Genomic DNA, 16,416 nt, shown 5'->3' with positions numbered 1-16,416 from the left:
GTGTGATCACACATCACAGTTAGTTTTATCGACGATACGGCGCGGTCGGCGCGTCCCCGTCGTGAATGCCCGCGACCCTGGAACGTCGGGTAGCTGACGTAATAATTAGCATGGCTAATTTAATGGAGCGGCGCGGGACTGCCTGACGTCGCCCGAACCATGACTGCAGAGGAAGAGTAATGAGCGTTCTAAACATGCTTCAACCGCGTTCGGGCTTGCGCGTATTGGTGACCGGCGGTGGTTCGGGCATCGGTCTGGTCATCGCCCGTGCCTTTGCCGAAACGGGCGCCCGCGTGCATGTCTGCGACGCAAGCCAGCAGGCGCTCGACACGCTGCGAGCGGACCCAGCCAATGAAGCCATTTCCACCACACACGCGGACGTTGCCGATAAAACTGCTGTGGCCCGCGTCTTCGCCGAGGTGGAAAGCAAGCTCGGCGGCCTCGATGTGCTGCTCAATAACGCGGGGATTGCGGGGCCGACTGGCGGTATCGACGAGATGGATGTGGAGCAGTGGGAACAGACCGTCGCGATCAATCTGAACGCACAGTTCTACTTCGCGCGCCTCGCGGTGCCGCTGCTCAGGAAATCCGCGGACGGCGGCTCGATCATCTCGATGTCTTCGGTGGCGGGAAGGCTCGGTTATGCATTCCGCACGCCTTATTCCGCCACCAAATGGGCGCTGGTCGGCCTCACCAAGAGCCTCGCGATCGAACTGGGACCGCACGGCATTCGCGTCAACACGATCCAGCCGGGCATTGTGCGCGGACCCCGCATGGAGCGCGTCATTGCGGCGCGCGCCGAGCAGCTCGGTTTGTCCTACCCCGAGATGGAAGCGAAGTACCTGGAAAAGATCTCGTTGCGCCGCATGACGACGCAAGAGGAAATCGCGGCAACCGCCCTGTTCCTGTGTTCGCCGGGCGGCAGCGGCATCTCCGGCCAGTCCATCTCCGTGTGCGGCAACGTCGAAGTGCTCTGACGCGCTGAATCACTCATTCGCACTCCTCATTCGCAAAGGAATTCACCTTGGCTTCAACTCGCAAAGTCATCATTACCTGCGCGCCGACAGGCGCCATCCACACGCCGTCAATGTCCCCATACCTGCCGGTCACGCCGCAGGAAATTGGCGATGCCGCGCTGGCCGCCGCCGAGGCCGGCGCCGCGATCCTGCATCTGCACGCTCGCGATCCGAAGGATGGCCGGCCGACGCAGGACCCGGCGGTGTTCTCGGAATTCTTGCCGCGCATCAAGGCGAACACCAACGCGGTCATCAACCTGACCAGCGGCGGCAGTCCGCACATGAGCGTGGAAGAACGGCTTCGGCCCGCCCATCATTTCAAGCCGGAAATAGCATCACTGAACATGGGCTCGATGAACTTCGGCCTGTATCCCATGCTCGACCGGTTCAAGGACCTCAAGCACGACTGGGAGCGCCAGCACCTCGCCAACAGCCGCGACCTGGTCTTCAAGAATACGTTCAAGGACATCGAGTTCATCCTGACTTCTTGCGGCGCGAACGGCACGCGCTTCGAGTTCGAGTGCTACGACATTTCGCATCTGTACAACCTCGCGCATTTCGTCGAACGCCAGCTCGCCAAACCGCCGTTTTTTATCCAGAGCGTATTCGGCTTGCTGGGCGGTATCGGCGCGCACCCGGAAGACCTGATGCATATGCGCCGCACCGCGGATCGGCTGTTCGGCAAGGATTACGTCTGGTCGATCCTCGGCGCCGGCCGCAACCAGATTCCGCTTGCAACGCTAGGCGTAGCACAAGGCGCGAACGTTCGCGTGGGCCTTGAGGATTCGCTGTGGATCGGGCCCGGACAGTTGGCTGAATCGAGCGCTGCGCAGGTGCGAAAGATCCGGCAGGTGATTGAAGGGCTGTCGCTGGAGGTCGCGACGCCGCAGGAAGCCCGCGCCATGCTCGGACTCAAGGGCGCCGACAACGTGAATTTCTGAGCCGGGTTTCACCGGGCTTTTACACGCTTTACAACAAAAAAATCAGCAGGAGACAACGACGATGCGGATCGAAGGAAAACACACCGGCGGCAAGCGGCCGCTTGAGCGCGGTCCGGATGTGCATGCCCCATGCACGCCAGGCGAGCAACGCTTGTTCCCCGGACGCCCGGCGTCCCGTCGATCCTGATCGGAGTTTCCCATGTCAAGACCTCAAGCAAAACCGCAGACCGCCGCACCACTCGCGCACGCGGCCGTCACGCAGTTGATGATCCGCAAGCTGATGCCGCTGCTTGTCATCGTGTATGTGATCAGCTTTCTCGACCGTACGAATATTGCGCTCGCCAAGCATTCCATGAGCGTGGACCTGGGCCTGTCCGCTGCCGCCTATGGGCTCGGCGCAGGTTTATTTTTCCTTTCGTATGCGCTCCTTGAAATCCCCAGCAACCTGATCATGCATCGGGTAGGCGCACGCCTCTGGATCACGCGGATCATGATTACCTGGGGCCTGCTCTCCATTGCGATGGCGTTCGTCCGTGGCGAGACATCGTTCTACGTGCTGCGCCTGCTGCTCGGCGCCGCCGAAGCCGGCTTGTTTCCCGGCGTGATGCTGTACCTCACCTACTGGTTCAATCGCGAGGAACGGGCACGCGCCACCGGCTATTTCCTGCTTGGCGTGTGTCTGGCCAACATCGTGGGCGGACCGCTTGGCGGTGCGTTGCTCGAACTCGACGGCCTGCTTGGCTGGCACGGCTGGCAATGGCTGTTCGTGATCGAAGGACTGCCTGCCGTGTTGCTGGCGTTCGTCGTGTGGAAGGTGCTGCCGGACGGACCTGCGTCAGCGCGATGGTTGTCGAAGGAACAGGCCGACGGGCTTGAACGCCGCCTCGCGGCTGAACGCGAAAGCCAGGCAAGCGGCGGCCGCGGCAGCCACTCGCTGCGCAGCGTGATAGGCGACAAACAGGTGTGGCTCGCGATCTTCGTATACTTCTGCCATCAGCTCACCATCTACACGACCATCTTCTTTTTGCCGGGCATCATTGGTGCATCGGGGCATTTTTCGCCGTTTGTCATCGGCGTGCTGACAGCCTTGCCGTGGATCGCTGCGGCTATTGGCGCCGCGACGCTGCCGCGCTTTGCCAGCACGTCTTCACGCAGCCGGCAAATCCTGACCGGCGGGTTGGTCGTGATGGCGGCCGGCCTCGTGATCGCCGCGTATTCAACGCCGGTCATCGGACTGCTTGGCGTGTGCCTGTCGGCGTTCATGTTTTTTGTCGTGCAATCGATCATCTTCACGTTTCCGTCGTCGCGCTTCAACGGCCCGGCGCTGGCCGGCGGCCTGGCGCTGGTCAACTCATGCGGCTTGCTGGGAGGCTTCGTGGGACCCACGGTCATGGGAATGATCGAGCAGTCGACCGGGAACCCCATGAACGGCCTTGGGACCCTTGCAGGGGCACTATTTATTGCCGCGCTATGCAGCCTGCGGTTGCGTCACGGCGCCGAGGACCGCGTGAAGTCCGCCGATGGCAGGCCACCGCTGGCGGAATCACACTAAGTCGTGGCCGACTGGCCCATGGATATCGTTAGCGTCCCTAACCCTTTTACATCGCGCCCGATCGCATTGCGTCGGCACGTGAAGCGCGTTAACGATTTCTTCATCTTGCGTCGATGGAGTTCCTTACAGCGGCGCCGCAACATGGCCAAACGCGATCCCGACTGTGCAGCGCCCAAGCGTTGAACCTCCCGGTATCGCCTTTTTCGGCCAGCGGCTTGCTGACCGGACCGATCTTGGCTTTTGGGAGAAATCAACATGAAGACGCTTAGAATCGTGGCGGCATGCGCGGTCGCCCTCGTCGCCGGACAGGCATGGGCGCAAGCTCAGCCAGCCACCACAGAAACCGCGACCGTACAGCCTGCTCAGGACGTTGGAGGCGTGACGGACATGTCAAGGAGCGCTGCAGGCGCACCGATGGGCCTGACGCGGCAACAGGTCTATCAAGACCTGCTCCGTTCACAACAATCCGGAGAACAAAGCCGGTTGCAGGACCTCTATCACGGTCAGTGACCGCGGCATGGACTCGTGTTCTGCATGACGGGGCGAGCCGGCGCGCTGAGTTTCAACAAGGCGCTCAGCGTGCCGGGAATCCAAGCCGAGGCTCGCGGCGCCATGCATCAATAGCCGATTCTCTTTTCTACGTTACGAAAGCGCCCTGTTGACCGATAGCGATTGAACCACGCGTTGGTGCGCAGCTCGGTCAGCCGGGAAGATCGTTCTGCCAGCGCGATGTCGAGCCAGTGAAACATTTCGTCCGGCTGTCCCAGCCGGGCGTAGATCTCCGCAAACAGCAACGGCGACGTATAGCTCCTCTGCCGCCTCGCCAGCAAGTCCTGCAGATACCATTGAAGCACCCCGTCGTGCCCGCCCGCTTCCCACGCGGTCCGGATCAACTCTGCCCGGGCGAACTCGTTGCAACGCGTCAGCGCCTCGACGGTCGCTTCGACCGCTTCCTTGTACGAGCCCTGCGCTTCGAACGCGATCGACAGCATCTGGTAGACCAGCGACGACCGGTTGCCATGCCCCTCGGTCAGAAACTCCCTGGTGACCTCCTGGTACCGTCCGGCCAGTACCAGCCCGAAGATCCTTGAGCCTTCGAACGTGAGCGGGTCGAGTCGCTCCGCACGCTCGAACTGCGCACGCCCCTCCGTCTCCCGCCCAAGCGACATCAACAGGCGCGCATAGAGGCGGCTGGTTTCGGCGAGGTTGGGATTCAGGCGCAGCGCTTCGAGAAATTCCGCCTCGGCCTTGCGCCAGTCCCAGTCGTAGAAATAGTGCACGCCCGCCATTGCGTGATGCGCTTCCGGAAGGTCCGGGTCCAGTTCCAGCGCGCGATGCGCGGTTTCCCTGGCTTTCGGATAACCTTGCGACGGTACGAAGAAGCCATGCGTCACGGTCGATCCATAGATATTCGACAAGCCGACATAACCGAGCGCGTAAGTCGGATCACGCTCGATGGCGTTCTCGAAATAAGCGAGCGCACGCGTGAAGTCCTCGCCGCTCAGCCCGTGATGCGCGGCGAACCCCGGGTGAAAATGAACCCGGCGCAGCCAGTAATACCTTCCGTGCAGGTAGGCGTCGTGCGCCGCCGGATCGAGGGGCAGACACCTTGCCAGCATACGCCGCTGCTGCTCCGCGAGCGTCGGCAATACGTCCCGGGCCAGCGCGGTGCCAACCTCCTTCTGCATATCCAGCGAACCGCTTGCCGCCGGCTCATAAGCGCGGCCCCAGACCTGCGTCTGATCGGTGCAGCGAATAAGCTGCGCCAAAACGCGAACGCGTCCGCCCTCCCGCGTGAGCGAGCCTTCGAGGACATAGTCGACCGCCAGTTCATGCGCCATCTGCCCAATGCTCTTGTTGGATCGCCGGTAACTCGCGGCGGTGGTCCTGGCGATGACGTTGATCTGGTCGACATGCAGCACGCCGATATTGGCCGAGGTCTCGTCGGCGAGGGCATCGCAGAAACCGTCCTGGCTCAGGTCACCGCTCTTGTTCTCAAAGGGCAGCACCAGCACGCGAACGGCGGCGGGCGGGGCGGCTTGCGGTTCCGCCGGCGACGTCCGCACACCGTCGAGACGATACCCCTTGCCTTTGATAGTAAGCAGATACTTCGGGTCGTCGGGATTCTCACCAAGCGCAATGCGGATTTTCCGGATCGCTGTGTTAATACTGTTGTCGGTGTCACGGAACGCGTTGCCGCTCCATAGCACCCTGACAATGTCGGCGCGCGTCACCAGTTCGCCGCCGCGCGATGCCATGAAAATCAGCAGTTCCATAGGCAAGCGTTCCAGTCGGATGTGCTGCCCCGCACGGCGCAATTCGTAGCGCTCCACATCGAGCTCGATGTTCCCGATCCTGATGGCTCCCTGCGTCTTCATGTGCCCTCCCAGCGAGATCTGTTTTTATGTGCGCTCCCTATCAAGCGCTAATGCCTCCGCTTGCATGTTTCATCCCGAAAGACGCCACGAAGGCGAGCGTCGCGCACAACACCATGAATCCGTGGATAACAAAGTCAAAGGTCTCGAGCGCTCCCCCCATGCTGACGAGCAAGATCGTCCAGCGCCGGCGGGTGGCCATCATCTCGTTTCGGATCGGGAGCGAATCGTCGAGCATAGCCTTCCTCGAATCATCAGGCTCGCACGGCCGCGCAGGGACCAGAGCGGGTGGCGTCATTTTCTGCGTATGAGCGCTAACCCTCTACTATCCTAGAACGCGAGAACATGCCGTATCCGCCATTCTTGTAAGAATGTTGGCCGACGCTCGGGGATGGTGCATGGAGTGGAATATGCAGAGTGGAAGCGTGGAGCGATGCAGTTGCGAGTGGCCAATTACCAGGTCATGTTCTTACTAGTCCGGCATGCCCGATTCCGTTTTTCAAAAAACGATCTGGTTAGTACGCCGGTGCCTTTCTCGATCACGGGAGTAGCGTGGGAGATTTGAATGACGGTCGTCTCGAGCCGAGCAATAAGCTAAGCATCCCGACGCATATTGGCCGGAAAAACGCGGTTATTCCCGCGTTCGCATTAATGCTGCACTCGCCGGGGACCGGCAATTGCTACCCGGCGGAAGGCCGGTCCCATGCAGGACCGCGGACTATTTCACCAGCAGGCGGGTTCGGATAAAGCCGGGCTCCCTGGCCAGTGCCTGTATCAACTCGCTGGACGGCGTTCTATCCAGGTCCGTCACTACATAGCCGGTCTCGCCCTGTGTTTGCAGATGCTGGGCCACAATGTTGGCGCCCTCCCCCGCAAGCCGCGTGTTGAGCGTTGCAAGCGCACCCGGTGCGTTGCCGTGGACGTTGAGCAGGCGCGCGGGTGCGTCCAGCGGACCGGGATTGACATGCGGAAAATTGACCGATCCCACGGTGTCGCCGGTCGTCAAGAACGAAATGAGCTTCGTTGCGACTTCGGTTCCGATGTTCTCCTGCGCTTCCTCCGTGCTGCCGCCGACATGTGGCGTCAGGATCACATTCGGCAAATGCTGAAGCACGCTCTTGAAGACGTCGGCATTGGTCTTGGGCTCTTCCGGGAATACGTCGATAGCGGCTCCCCCCAGCCGCTTCGCCTGCAGCGCTTGCGCGAGGGCGTCGATATCGACGACCGAACCGCGCGATGCATTGATCAGGATCGCACCGGTTTTGAAACAAGCCAGTGTTGCCGCGTCGATCATGCGCTTCGTCTGGGCCGTTGCGGGCACGTGGAGCGTCACCACGTCGGCATGGGAAACCGCGTCGGCAAGCGATTGCGCCGCTCGGGCAGAACCCAGCGAGAGCCGTGCCTGCACGTCGTAATACACAACCCGCATGCCCATGGCTTCCGCCAGCACGCCGACCTGCGAGCCGATATTTCCATACCCTACGATCGCAATGGTCTTGCCACGCGTCTCGAACGATCCGCTTGCTCCCTTGGCCCACGTTCCGGCATGCGCCAGCACGCTCTTCTCCGGCACGCGGCGCAACAGCAGGATAGCTTCGGCGATCACCAGTTCAGCGACCGAGCGCGTGTTCGAAAACGGCGCGTTGAAAACAGGGATTCCTACATTCGCCGCTGCCTTCAGATCGACCTGCGATGTTCCAATGCAGAAACAACCGATTGCGAGCAGATGACGCGCGGCATCGATCTCCTCGCGCCGGAGATGCGTTGCCGAGCGAATTCCGACCAGGTTATGGGCCTGGAGCGCGCTCATTAAATCCCCACCGGCGAGCGCACCCGCGCGGCGCTCGACCTCCAGTTTCGCTTCGCTGAAACGCGCAACAGCGGTGTCGTGGATATTTTCGAGTAGAAGAACAGAGGTCATAGAACGCTTATGTGTCAGTGACGTGGGCCATGCAAATGCCCAGCAGGGGGTGTCCGGGTAACGCCCGCCATATTGGCGCGCTCGATCACGCCGGACAGATCAACGCCCTGGCTTCGGACGTCACAACGATGTTACCGCTTGCCGGACATTCGTATTTTCCACCCTACTGCCCATGTGGCTTTTGAGCCGTCGTGTATTTTCGATCATCACGCTGTCTGCTGGCTCAGGGCAGGTCTTTGGGCGAACCGGTATGCTTGACGCTTGTTTCTTGCGTTTCTTGCGTTTCTTGCGTTTCTCGTGTTTCTTGCGTTTCTTGCATACCCGACGCTAATGCACCTGCCAGGACAAAACACCGTTATTTTTCTTGCGATGACCCAAACGTATTGCTTACTCATGATTGCGGTAGTCCGTCATGAGCCGCCCGCAAAGGTAAGTCGTACTGCCGCAGGGAGCTGCTTTATAAGTGGCGGTCCCCTTATCTCACGCGAAGAAGTGTTGAGAGCGCCGGCCTTCACGCATAACCCGGGCAGGAGTTCATGCCAGTGAACGCATTTTCGAAACGCACGTCCCGCACCTATGCGATGCCCGAGCGCAGCGATCGGCTCGACTTCTACATTCGTGACCAGACTTTGCGCTCGGCGATCAGGGAACCGCACAAACACGATTACTTCCAGATTCAGATCAACCTGGGTGGTGACACGAAGCAGCAGATCGGCAATGTCACGCGTCCGTTCCCGACCGGTGCAGTTGCGTTCATCGCGCCGCACCGGCTTCACATGATTCCGCACCCTGAACACTCGCGGTTCATCGTGATCAACTTTGCGCTGGACTTCCTTGGCCTGGATGTCGATGCAGTCGATGGCCGGATCGACCTCGGCAGTATTCCCATCGTCCGGTTTCCGGAGCTGGCGCCCTTCCGCTTTCAGGACGAAACGGATTTCACGCTGACCGGGTCCGATCTCGCTGAAGTCGAACGCATCGTTCATCTGATGATGGAGATAGACGGCGCGCGCGGCTTCGGCGCGACCAGCCGGCTTCGAGGCTATCTCCTGCAATTGATCGGGCTGGTTTGCGTACGGTACGCCGACCCGCTTATGCGGCTGGCGGCACTCGGAGAGCGTGCGGTCAGTCGCCGCGACTCCATCAGCAAAGTGATGCGTCATGTTCTGGCGAACCTGGAAGACGACACGCTTTCGTTGAGGTCAGCGGCGCAAGCGGTAGCGTTGACGCCCGGCTATGTGGCCCGCCTGATGAAAAAAGAAACCGGCAGGACCTTTGTGCAATGGGTGACGGATCAAAGAATCAGCCGGGCAAAGGCGTTGCTTGCGGACGATACACGCCGCGTCAAGGACATCGCATTCGTGGTCGGCTTTCGCGACGAGGCTTATTTCACCCGACGCTTTCGGCAAGCTGTGGGGACGTCGCCTACGGAATACCGGGCGTTGCAATTCGAGCTATCAACTCTTGCCCGGCCTTTGGAAGGGGCGGCCCGGGATAGGGCAATTTAATCCAAGGCGTAGGACGGATTTGTCCTGCATGGAACGTTGCTCGAAGCATATCGTTTGCGGGTGTCGCGGTGATCCGCGCCGAACAACCTCCACCTTCGAGTTCGCCGATATGACCGAATACGTATTCCCCGCCCCTCAGACTGTTACTGTGCCCGTCACCGGATCGAGCGCCGCCTTTCCGGTCCGCCGCGTTTTTTGCGTAGGACGCAATTACGCGGATCATGCACGCGAGATGGGCGCCAATCCCGACCGCGAGCCGCCGTTCTTCTTTACGAAACCCGCGGACGCCGTCGTGCCCGCAACGGGAACACTGGCGTACCCGATGCTTACCGAGGATCTGCACCACGAGATAGAGATGGTCATTGCCATCGGCCAGGAGGGTCGGCAGATCGACCCGCAGGACGCGTTGTCGTATGTATTCGGCTACTGCGTGGGCGTTGACCTCACGCGTCGCGACCTGCAAGCGGTCGCAAAGAAGATGAGCCGCCCGTGGGACTGGGCCAAGGGTTTCGACGAATCCGCGCCGGTAACACCTATCCGTCGTACGGCGAACATCGGTCATCCGGGCAGTGGCCGCATCTGGTTATCGGTGAATGGTGAAACGCGCCAAACGGGTGATCTCGGCGATATGATCTGGCCGGTTGCGGACATCATCAGCCAGGTTTCACAAGCGGTTGTCATCAAGCCCGGCGATCTTATTTTTACCGGCACGCCTGCGGGTGTAGGAGCGTTGAAGCCCGGCGATAAAGTCGCCGGCGGTGTCGACGGGATTGCCGAATTTCATTTTGAAATTGGCAACGCTCAAGGCTGATTTTGCCCTTCACTATGCCAGCAGCTTCTTCCGTACGCTGTACTTAGCAACGTGCGGTTTTTCGGTTTGGGCCCAGGGCGAATCCAGCAAAAGTATGGGTGGATTCGCCGCTTCCTGGCCCGCTTCCTGGCCCATCTCCAGCCAGCGCGCAACGCTCCCGAATAACCTCACCTATAGGTCGTCGATAAGGATCCTGGGTTTGTACTTGGCGCCGCGACAAACTCATTGCGCGACTCATTGCGCGGCTCGGCCAGGCCTCTCGTGTGATGCCGGTAACGACTCCGCATGGCAAACGTCCTTTTCGTCTGGCGTTATTTTATCAAGCCGCTGTTTTTCATCGCTGCAACGCGTGCGCCGACTGTGTATAACATCGACACACAGTTCCATTCATCGCAACGGAGACAGCGAAACATGAACAGCCCTATTCCGCCTCGCGAGCAGCATAAAGACGAGCATCACCACTTTCGTTTTCATCTTCCATACACGCACCTTTCGTCGGTATTCGGCGACGACTGGTTCGCACTAAAGGCCGAGCGTTTTGCTCGTTTTTTCGGAACACCGACATTCCTGGTCGGACAAACAATTATTGTCGCCGGCTGGATTGGCATCAACGTCGCGGGACTGACGAAGTTCGACGTTTATCCTTTCATTCTTCTCAACCTCGCCTTCAGCCTTCAGGCGGCTTACGCCGCGCCGTTGATCCTGCTTGCACAAACGCGGCAAGCGGATCGCGACAAGGTCAATGCCGACGCTGATGCGCGGCATCGCGAAGACCTGGCCTCCGCGAATGAGCAACGCCAGTTGCAAGCGGCACGACAGACGGATCAGCTCGTAGCCCTGGTCGAGCAAAATACCAAATTGACCGAGATCACCAAGCAAATGAGCGAACGTATTGAAGCGCTCACGCGCGAGGTGCATAACCGGATAGAGCAAGGAAACATCAAACCGTGAGCAGACAGAGGGCTAGCCTCCTGATCGCCGCCGCTGTCTTTCAGCAAGGTCGCAAGATGGCAGCGGCGAGCAGGCTATGAGGAGAGATCGGTCCCATTGCAATATCATCTGCAATCCGAATTAAAACCTGATTTCACCGTGGGTTTAGGCACTTCGCCCTTGGATTCGGGCGCGGGCGCAATGGTCGCTCGAACAAACACGTTTCGGAATAGTCAATTCAGCACGCAAAAGCCGGAAGTAAGGATCCGTTAGTTCGCTGGTCGACGATAAAACCTCGCAAGACTGATTAACCTCCGCTCGGGGTGTGCAATCCAATGCGCTTCCAATAGATTCTGGTCCCGGTCGGCCCTCCATGCGGCTTGAGCGCGTAATCGGGTATCTCTCCCGCGAGAGTGAATCCGAGACGCTCATAAAACGTCGATGCTCCGCCGTCGGTAGCGGTATCCAGAACCAGCAGCGTGCGTCCGCGCTTTACGGCCAGTTCCTCGGCTGCGCGCATCAGCGACGCCGCCACACCTCGCCCGCGATGGCTGAGACAGGTCATCAGTTTTGCGATTTCCGCCCGGTGCGGCTGGTTGGGCGGACAGTCGAGCAACAGGGTAACCGTTGCGACCAGTCTCTCATCGTCCCAGGCCCCCAGAACAATTCGTTCGCCACGAGCCGCGGCCGCCAGCGCCGTGGACCAGAACGCTTGAGCCGCGTCAGGCTGCAGTGGATGCATGAAGCTGACCGAGCCGCCATTGGCGACCGTCTCGATCAATAGATTGCTGAGCATCCCGAGGATCGCCGGCGAAGCACATAGTTCGTTGATTTCAATTTTTGACATGACGGCTAGGTCCGGGAGAGAACGACAAGGTAGGTACACGTTGAAGTGGTTTCGTTAGCCAGGGTCACCTCCGAGGGCGGACCAAATCCCAGGCAATCGCCCGCTCCCAGATCGTGCCGCTCGCCGCCCTCCACAATGACGAGATCGCCCACCAGCACCCATACAACCTGACGGATATGCGCGTAAGACGAGGATGGCAACACCACTTCCCGTCTGGCCGGCAGATCGACCTGAACGATCTCCACTGGGTGGTCCGGATTGTTGAATACCTGCCTGCGGAGATAGCCGGTCTTCGGATCACGCCAAAGCGGTTGATCGGCTGCCCGTGACAAACGGTCCCCATTGCCTTCGGCCCTCACCAGAAGTCCCGCGAGCGTCAAGTCGAAGGCAGCAGCCAGTCGCACCAGCGTGACCGCGGTGGGACTTATCTCCTCGCGTTCAATCTTGCTGATCGTGGCCTTGGCGACGCCGGAGGATTCAGCCAGATCCGCCAATGACCATCCACGCGCGCTTCGTTCCAGCCGAATACGGCGAGCCAGGCGAGGTCCGGTATCGTCTATTGATGATTTCATGTCGTCCATCATAGTAGACGATGGGGTCGCGCGCAAGACGCGCACAAAACGCAGGCATCTGCGCTTTGAAGGTCTGAGGGTTGGGAACCGCCTGTCTGTCTGAGCGGTCCGTCAGCGATTGCAACAACGCCTGTGGCCACGAAACCAAGGCCCGGAAGAAACCGCGCTTGCCGAGTTAATTCATTCAGCAATTGCCTTCTTGTGATCAGTTCCATGCGCGCCGGCTAAAGCCGGCGCGGCCTGTCGTCGATACTCGTCAGATTCAGACAGGTTTCGTAACCGGCACTGTGGCAGCCGGATCGCTCGTGCCCACGCGACCGGTTTCAACGTGCCCTGCCACGCGACGCTGGAATGCCGGGTTGGAAGGCATGGTCACCTGCAGGTCGTACCAGTTACTGCTGCACGACAGGTCCCAGTGATCCTCCGCGGTCTTGACCGCGGGCACCGTGATTGATCGCGGCGGCTGGCCGTAGGCAAGATCGGTGACCGTGAAGACTACCGGCGCGGCGCCCTGATTGCTGAGCGTCAGATAAACATTGCCGTTGGCCACGTCGTAGCACGTCACCATCTCGGGTTGCACGGCCGCTTCGGCTGTGACCGCGCCGGTGAAACGCCGGAAGTAACCGTTCGGACCGAATACGCTCAACGAGTATTGACCATTGCTGCCGACGGGCCAGGTATCGGAAAGCTGCTTGCCTGCTTCAACGGTATAACGCTTGGGCATCGCCGTCGGGTCGGCCGTGTACACATAGAAATTCGCGCCCACGGTGCCAGTATTCGCGAAGGTCAGCGTGTACGTCTGGCTTTGCACCTGCAGCGTGCCGTTCACATGCAGTTCATAGGGCAACGGGCGCGCCGGACGCGTACCCGGCTCCTGCGCGGCAATCACCTGCGGAGCGGTGGCGGCGGGTGCGGTCTGGTTGGTCGGCAACGCGCATTGCATATCGGCCGTTGCAATATATCCCGCCGTGCTTGGCAGTGCCGGGACGGTAGCATCGGCCTTCGAGAAATCGAACGCCGAGGTCAGGTCGCCGCATATCGCACGACGCCACGGCGTGAGGTTCGTCTCGATCACCCCAAAACGCTTCTCGATGAATTGCAGCACCGACGTGTGATCGAACACTTGCGAGCAGACAAAACCGCCCTTGCTCCAGGGCGAGACAACGGTCATCGGCACGCGGGGGCCAAGGCCGTAAGGCAGGTTGTCAGCGGTATAAGTACCGGCTTGCGCAGCGGTCACCACGGTATGGCGTTCGAGCGTAATGTCCGCTGTGCTCAGGCCCGAGCCCGGCAACGTGGGCGCTTGCGGCGGAACCATGTGATCAAAGAAGCCATCGTTCTCGTCATACATGATGAACAGCGCCGTCTTGCTCCAGACATCCGGGTTCGCGGTCAGGGCATCGAGAATCGACGAGATATATTCCGCGCCGTAGAGCGGCGTAAATTTCGGATGCTCGGAGTAGGCGGCGGGCGGCAGCAGCCAGGAGACCTGCGGCAACGCGTTAGCGACCACGTCGGCCTTGAGTTGCGTAAGCGTGCGCGCGACCATCGCCTTCGTGTTCAGCGCTGAACCGGCCGGCGCGTTCACGTAGTTCTGGAAGTTCGCCAGCACGTTGGTGCCGTAGTTGCCGCTGTAGTTATCGAAGTTCGTTCCCTGCTGATAGATCTGCCACGAAACGCCTGCCGCTTCCAGGCGCTCCGGATAGGTCGTCCAGTTGAAAGGCGCCATCTGGAGTGTGTCGAACTGGTTATCGACATAGTCCGTGTTGTCGAGCAGCGGACCGCCGCCGGCTCCGGTCGGGTCGACCATGCCGGTCATCAGGTACATTCGGTTCGGATGCGTGTTGCCGGGGATCGAACAAAAATAGTGATCGCAGACGGTGAACGCATCAGCAAGCGCGTAGTGAAACGGGATGTCCGCACGCACGTGATAACCCATCGTCATGTCGGTCTTCTGCACCGCCCATTTGTCGGCGCGGCCGTTATCAATCGCGCCATGCGTGGTCGCCCATGTATGCGGCAGCCCGCCAATACATTGCGCGTTGACGGCCGGGTTCGTCGTGTCGTAACGGAATGGGGTGATGGTCTGGGCCTGATTCTCCTGACGCGGCTGGAACCATACCGGCAACCCATTTGGAAGCGTCACGGGGAAGCGGTCGTTATACCCTCGCACGCCGCTCAGGTGTCCAAGGTAATGATCGAACGAGCGATTTTCCTGCATGAACACGACAATATGCTCTACGTCGTTGATCGTGCCGGTAACGGAATTCGGCTCGATCGCCAGCGCCTTGCGGATCGAGTCCGGAACGAGCGACGCTGCAGCGCCGGCACCCGCCAGGCTGGCGGAAATTTTCAGAAAATCGCGGCGGCTCTTCGTGACCATGCGCTTACCTTTTTTATGTTCTATCGGGAGTGATTGGCCGCTCGCGAGCCTAGAGGGCGACAAGCAGCCGTTTCAACAAACTATGGATGCAGTTTTCAGGACGTTCAGGATGACGAAGCAGGTGTGGCAGCTGGCGGACAGCTCATCTTGGCCGATACGGATGCACCACCGCACGCGGATTGACTCGGGGAATCCGAACTACCACAGGCGGACAGCAACAGTCCGGGAAGTATCGACGCGACTATGAGCGCGCAGAGTCGAAGTTTCGACGTTTGCATGGCTTTCTCAGGAGGGATCGGAGTGAACGGGTACGCTCGGCACGCACCCATTGATGCAGTACGCCAAAACGATGGCGCTGAGAATACAGACGGTTTATGACAGAGCGTTGGAAAGGATTGAAAAGATAAGATAAGGATTGCCGAGAGGCGGATGTCCTGGATCAGCTTCGATTCGGGGTGGTGCCATTGATGGATTCCGAGTCCGGCTCCGGCTCCCGAAAACACTCACCGATAAAGGTTGATGACGTCAGAGCGACGCTTCTATCAAGCCGTTTTCGAGCGCGAAGTCCCTAAACGTATCCGGTATCAAGGTGAGCTGATACGGGAGCAGGCCTGGAGCGCGGTCAATCGCTCCGGCGAGCCTCGTTTTGCACGCAGATTTAATCTGGACTCCATAGCAGACCGGGAATTTGAATATGCAGCGGAATGGGCGTCGACAGACCAAGTCCGTGGACCTTATGCGTGCCGGGACTGGAGACGATTGAAGCGCTTCAGACAGAGCACACGGTATTGTCTACGGTTCGACATCACCCGCGCGAACTCGACGGCGCGAAAACCAGCGTCTCAATGTCCGTGGCGAGATGTCACCAAAATCGGACTCGTAGCTGAAATCCTAGCGTGAAGGGCAGATCGCTGGAGGGGATGGGCGGAATCAGAATGATGTTCGCGCCAATACGGCCGTACTCCGCCATGATGACCGGCGCGAGGACCGGACCCAGTTTGTGATCGTGGCCTATGCCCCATTTGCCATAGTCGTATCCCGATATCAAACCGCCCATTGCAGCCAGCCGGACGTAACCCCAATGCGCGAATTCCGGCGCCCAGACACCGCCGCCATAAAACGAAGGCGCGGTAAGTGAGTTTCGAAAGTAGCCGCCTGTCAGTGCCCACTGCGGAGCAACCCAGCATTCAACGCCAATACCGGGGTTGAATTGATCAAAGTGTTTTTTGGGATGGACGTGATACGAACCGATCATCGCGTCCGCCCATAAGCCGTCGCTGCAAATCTCGGCGGCCGAGACCTTCGGTGTCGCTCCCAATGCCATCAGGGCCGCCAGCATGAGCGGAACATGGATATTTTTTGAGACAGTCGCTGACGTTTTCATTCGGCTCAAACCCGTGCGTTTCGCCGTCGCAGTCTCGCCGACCACGCCTTTTATATGAAGTTCGAGCGGAACTTTACATGAACGTCATGTGCATTTGTGTGAAATTGGGGAACGAGTTTTTAAGGACACAAACCGACGGTGGGTTTGTTTTTTTAGCTAATTCTTCTGGTTTCGAT

14 protein-coding genes are annotated in these 16,416 nt (G+C 59.7%); 7 read left to right on the top strand and 7 right to left on the bottom strand.

Features of this window, described 5'->3' with window-relative positions; translation table 11 throughout:
• Nucleotides 1-179: 179 nt before the first annotated feature.
• The 4 genes from AWB69_RS12985 to AWB69_RS12970 all read left to right on the top strand — a co-directional run bounded on the left by AWB69_RS12985 (nucleotide 180) and on the right by AWB69_RS12970 (nucleotide 4,019).
• Entirely contained in the window at nucleotides 180-977 is a 798-nt protein-coding gene (locus AWB69_RS12985) for an SDR family oxidoreductase (protein ID WP_062085314.1), read from the top strand.
• Between the two features lie 47 nt (nucleotides 978-1,024).
• Nucleotides 1,025-1,957: a BKACE family enzyme gene (locus AWB69_RS12980; RefSeq protein WP_062085313.1), complete on the top strand. Its 933-nt coding sequence runs from the start codon at nucleotides 1,025-1,027 to the stop codon at nucleotides 1,955-1,957.
• 199 nt (nucleotides 1,958-2,156) lie between these two features.
• Nucleotides 2,157-3,509: an MFS transporter gene (locus AWB69_RS12975; protein WP_062085312.1), complete on the top strand. Its 1,353-nt coding sequence runs from the start codon at nucleotides 2,157-2,159 to the stop codon at nucleotides 3,507-3,509.
• 255 nt (nucleotides 3,510-3,764) lie between these two features.
• On the top strand, nucleotides 3,765-4,019 hold the full coding sequence (locus AWB69_RS12970; RefSeq protein ID WP_062085311.1) for a hypothetical protein: 255 nt from the start codon (nucleotides 3,765-3,767) through the stop codon (nucleotides 4,017-4,019).
• 107 nt (nucleotides 4,020-4,126) lie between these two features.
• Here the strand turns inward: AWB69_RS12970 and AWB69_RS12965 are convergent, their stop codons facing one another.
• The 3 genes from AWB69_RS12965 to serA all read right to left on the bottom strand — a co-directional run bounded on the left by AWB69_RS12965 (nucleotide 4,127) and on the right by serA (nucleotide 7,823).
• Nucleotides 4,127-5,887: a winged helix-turn-helix domain-containing tetratricopeptide repeat protein gene (locus AWB69_RS12965; RefSeq protein ID WP_062085310.1), complete on the bottom strand. Its 1,761-nt coding sequence runs from the start codon at nucleotides 5,885-5,887 to the stop codon at nucleotides 4,127-4,129.
• Between the two features lie 40 nt (nucleotides 5,888-5,927).
• On the bottom strand, nucleotides 5,928-6,122 hold the full coding sequence (locus AWB69_RS12960; RefSeq protein WP_062085309.1) for a hypothetical protein: 195 nt from the start codon (nucleotides 6,120-6,122) through the stop codon (nucleotides 5,928-5,930).
• A 480-nt stretch (nucleotides 6,123-6,602) separates the two neighbouring features.
• Nucleotides 6,603-7,823 (bottom strand): phosphoglycerate dehydrogenase, encoded by a 1,221-nt coding sequence (gene serA, locus AWB69_RS12955; RefSeq protein ID WP_062085308.1) that lies wholly within the window; start codon nucleotides 7,821-7,823, stop codon nucleotides 6,603-6,605.
• A 563-nt stretch (nucleotides 7,824-8,386) separates the two neighbouring features.
• On the opposite strand from serA, the gene AWB69_RS12950 reads away from it, so the two are divergent.
• The 3 genes from AWB69_RS12950 (at nucleotide 8,387) to AWB69_RS12940 (ending at nucleotide 11,075) form a co-directional block, all read left to right on the top strand.
• Nucleotides 8,387-9,313, top strand: a complete 927-nt coding sequence (locus AWB69_RS12950; RefSeq protein WP_407923037.1) for a helix-turn-helix transcriptional regulator — start codon at nucleotides 8,387-8,389, stop codon at nucleotides 9,311-9,313.
• 109 nt (nucleotides 9,314-9,422) lie between these two features.
• Entirely contained in the window at nucleotides 9,423-10,124 is a 702-nt protein-coding gene (locus AWB69_RS12945) for a fumarylacetoacetate hydrolase family protein (RefSeq protein ID WP_062085347.1), read from the top strand.
• 411 nt (nucleotides 10,125-10,535) lie between these two features.
• Nucleotides 10,536-11,075, top strand: a complete 540-nt coding sequence (locus tag AWB69_RS12940; RefSeq protein ID WP_062085346.1) for a DUF1003 domain-containing protein — start codon at nucleotides 10,536-10,538, stop codon at nucleotides 11,073-11,075.
• A gap of 286 nt (nucleotides 11,076-11,361) precedes the next feature.
• Here the strand turns inward: AWB69_RS12940 and AWB69_RS12935 are convergent, their stop codons facing one another.
• From AWB69_RS12935 to AWB69_RS12920, 4 genes are all read right to left on the bottom strand, one after another.
• Nucleotides 11,362-11,901 carry a GNAT family N-acetyltransferase gene (locus AWB69_RS12935; protein WP_062085307.1) on the bottom strand — a complete coding sequence of 180 codons (540 nt, stop codon included), beginning with the start codon at nucleotides 11,899-11,901 and terminating at the stop codon, nucleotides 11,362-11,364.
• A gap of 5 nt (nucleotides 11,902-11,906) precedes the next feature.
• Complete coding sequence (locus AWB69_RS12930) at nucleotides 11,907-12,473, bottom strand: helix-turn-helix domain-containing protein (RefSeq protein ID WP_062085345.1); 567 nt, start codon at nucleotides 12,471-12,473, stop codon at nucleotides 11,907-11,909.
• 262 nt (nucleotides 12,474-12,735) lie between these two features.
• Nucleotides 12,736-14,856: a phosphocholine-specific phospholipase C gene (locus AWB69_RS12925; protein WP_062085306.1), complete on the bottom strand. Its 2,121-nt coding sequence runs from the start codon at nucleotides 14,854-14,856 to the stop codon at nucleotides 12,736-12,738.
• Nucleotides 14,857-15,718: 862 nt separating this feature from the next.
• Entirely contained in the window at nucleotides 15,719-16,180 is a 462-nt protein-coding gene (locus AWB69_RS12920; RefSeq protein ID WP_156528829.1) for a hypothetical protein, read from the bottom strand.
• Nucleotides 16,181-16,416 lie beyond the last annotated feature (236 nt).

Origin of the sequence: Caballeronia udeis (genome assembly GCF_001544555.2) — a bacterium.
Classification (GTDB): Bacteria; Pseudomonadota; Gammaproteobacteria; order Burkholderiales; family Burkholderiaceae; genus Caballeronia; species Caballeronia udeis.
This window is presented reverse-complemented; position numbering and strand designations above follow the sequence as displayed.

Coding starts and splice junctions, on each gene's coding strand:
- AWB69_RS12985 (WP_062085314.1), top strand. CDS start 180: ATGAGCGTTCTAAACATGCTTCAACCGCGTTCGGGCTTGCGCGTATTG.
- AWB69_RS12975 (WP_062085312.1), top strand. CDS start 2,157: ATGTCAAGACCTCAAGCAAAACCGCAGACCGCCGCACCACTCGCGCAC.
- AWB69_RS12970 (WP_062085311.1), top strand. CDS start 3,765: ATGAAGACGCTTAGAATCGTGGCGGCATGCGCGGTCGCCCTCGTCGCC.
- AWB69_RS12965 (WP_062085310.1), bottom strand. CDS start 5,887: ATGAAGACGCAGGGAGCCATCAGGATCGGGAACATCGAGCTCGATGTG.
- AWB69_RS12960 (WP_062085309.1), bottom strand. CDS start 6,122: ATGCTCGACGATTCGCTCCCGATCCGAAACGAGATGATGGCCACCCGC.
- AWB69_RS12950 (WP_407923037.1), top strand. CDS start 8,387: ATGCCCGAGCGCAGCGATCGGCTCGACTTCTACATTCGTGACCAGACT.
- AWB69_RS12945 (WP_062085347.1), top strand. CDS start 9,423: ATGACCGAATACGTATTCCCCGCCCCTCAGACTGTTACTGTGCCCGTC.
- AWB69_RS12940 (WP_062085346.1), top strand. CDS start 10,536: ATGAACAGCCCTATTCCGCCTCGCGAGCAGCATAAAGACGAGCATCAC.
- AWB69_RS12935 (WP_062085307.1), bottom strand. CDS start 11,901: ATGTCAAAAATTGAAATCAACGAACTATGTGCTTCGCCGGCGATCCTC.
- AWB69_RS12930 (WP_062085345.1), bottom strand. CDS start 12,473: ATGAAATCATCAATAGACGATACCGGACCTCGCCTGGCTCGCCGTATT.
- AWB69_RS12925 (WP_062085306.1), bottom strand. CDS start 14,856: ATGGTCACGAAGAGCCGCCGCGATTTTCTGAAAATTTCCGCCAGCCTG.
- AWB69_RS12920 (WP_156528829.1), bottom strand. CDS start 16,180: ATGGCATTGGGAGCGACACCGAAGGTCTCGGCCGCCGAGATTTGCAGC.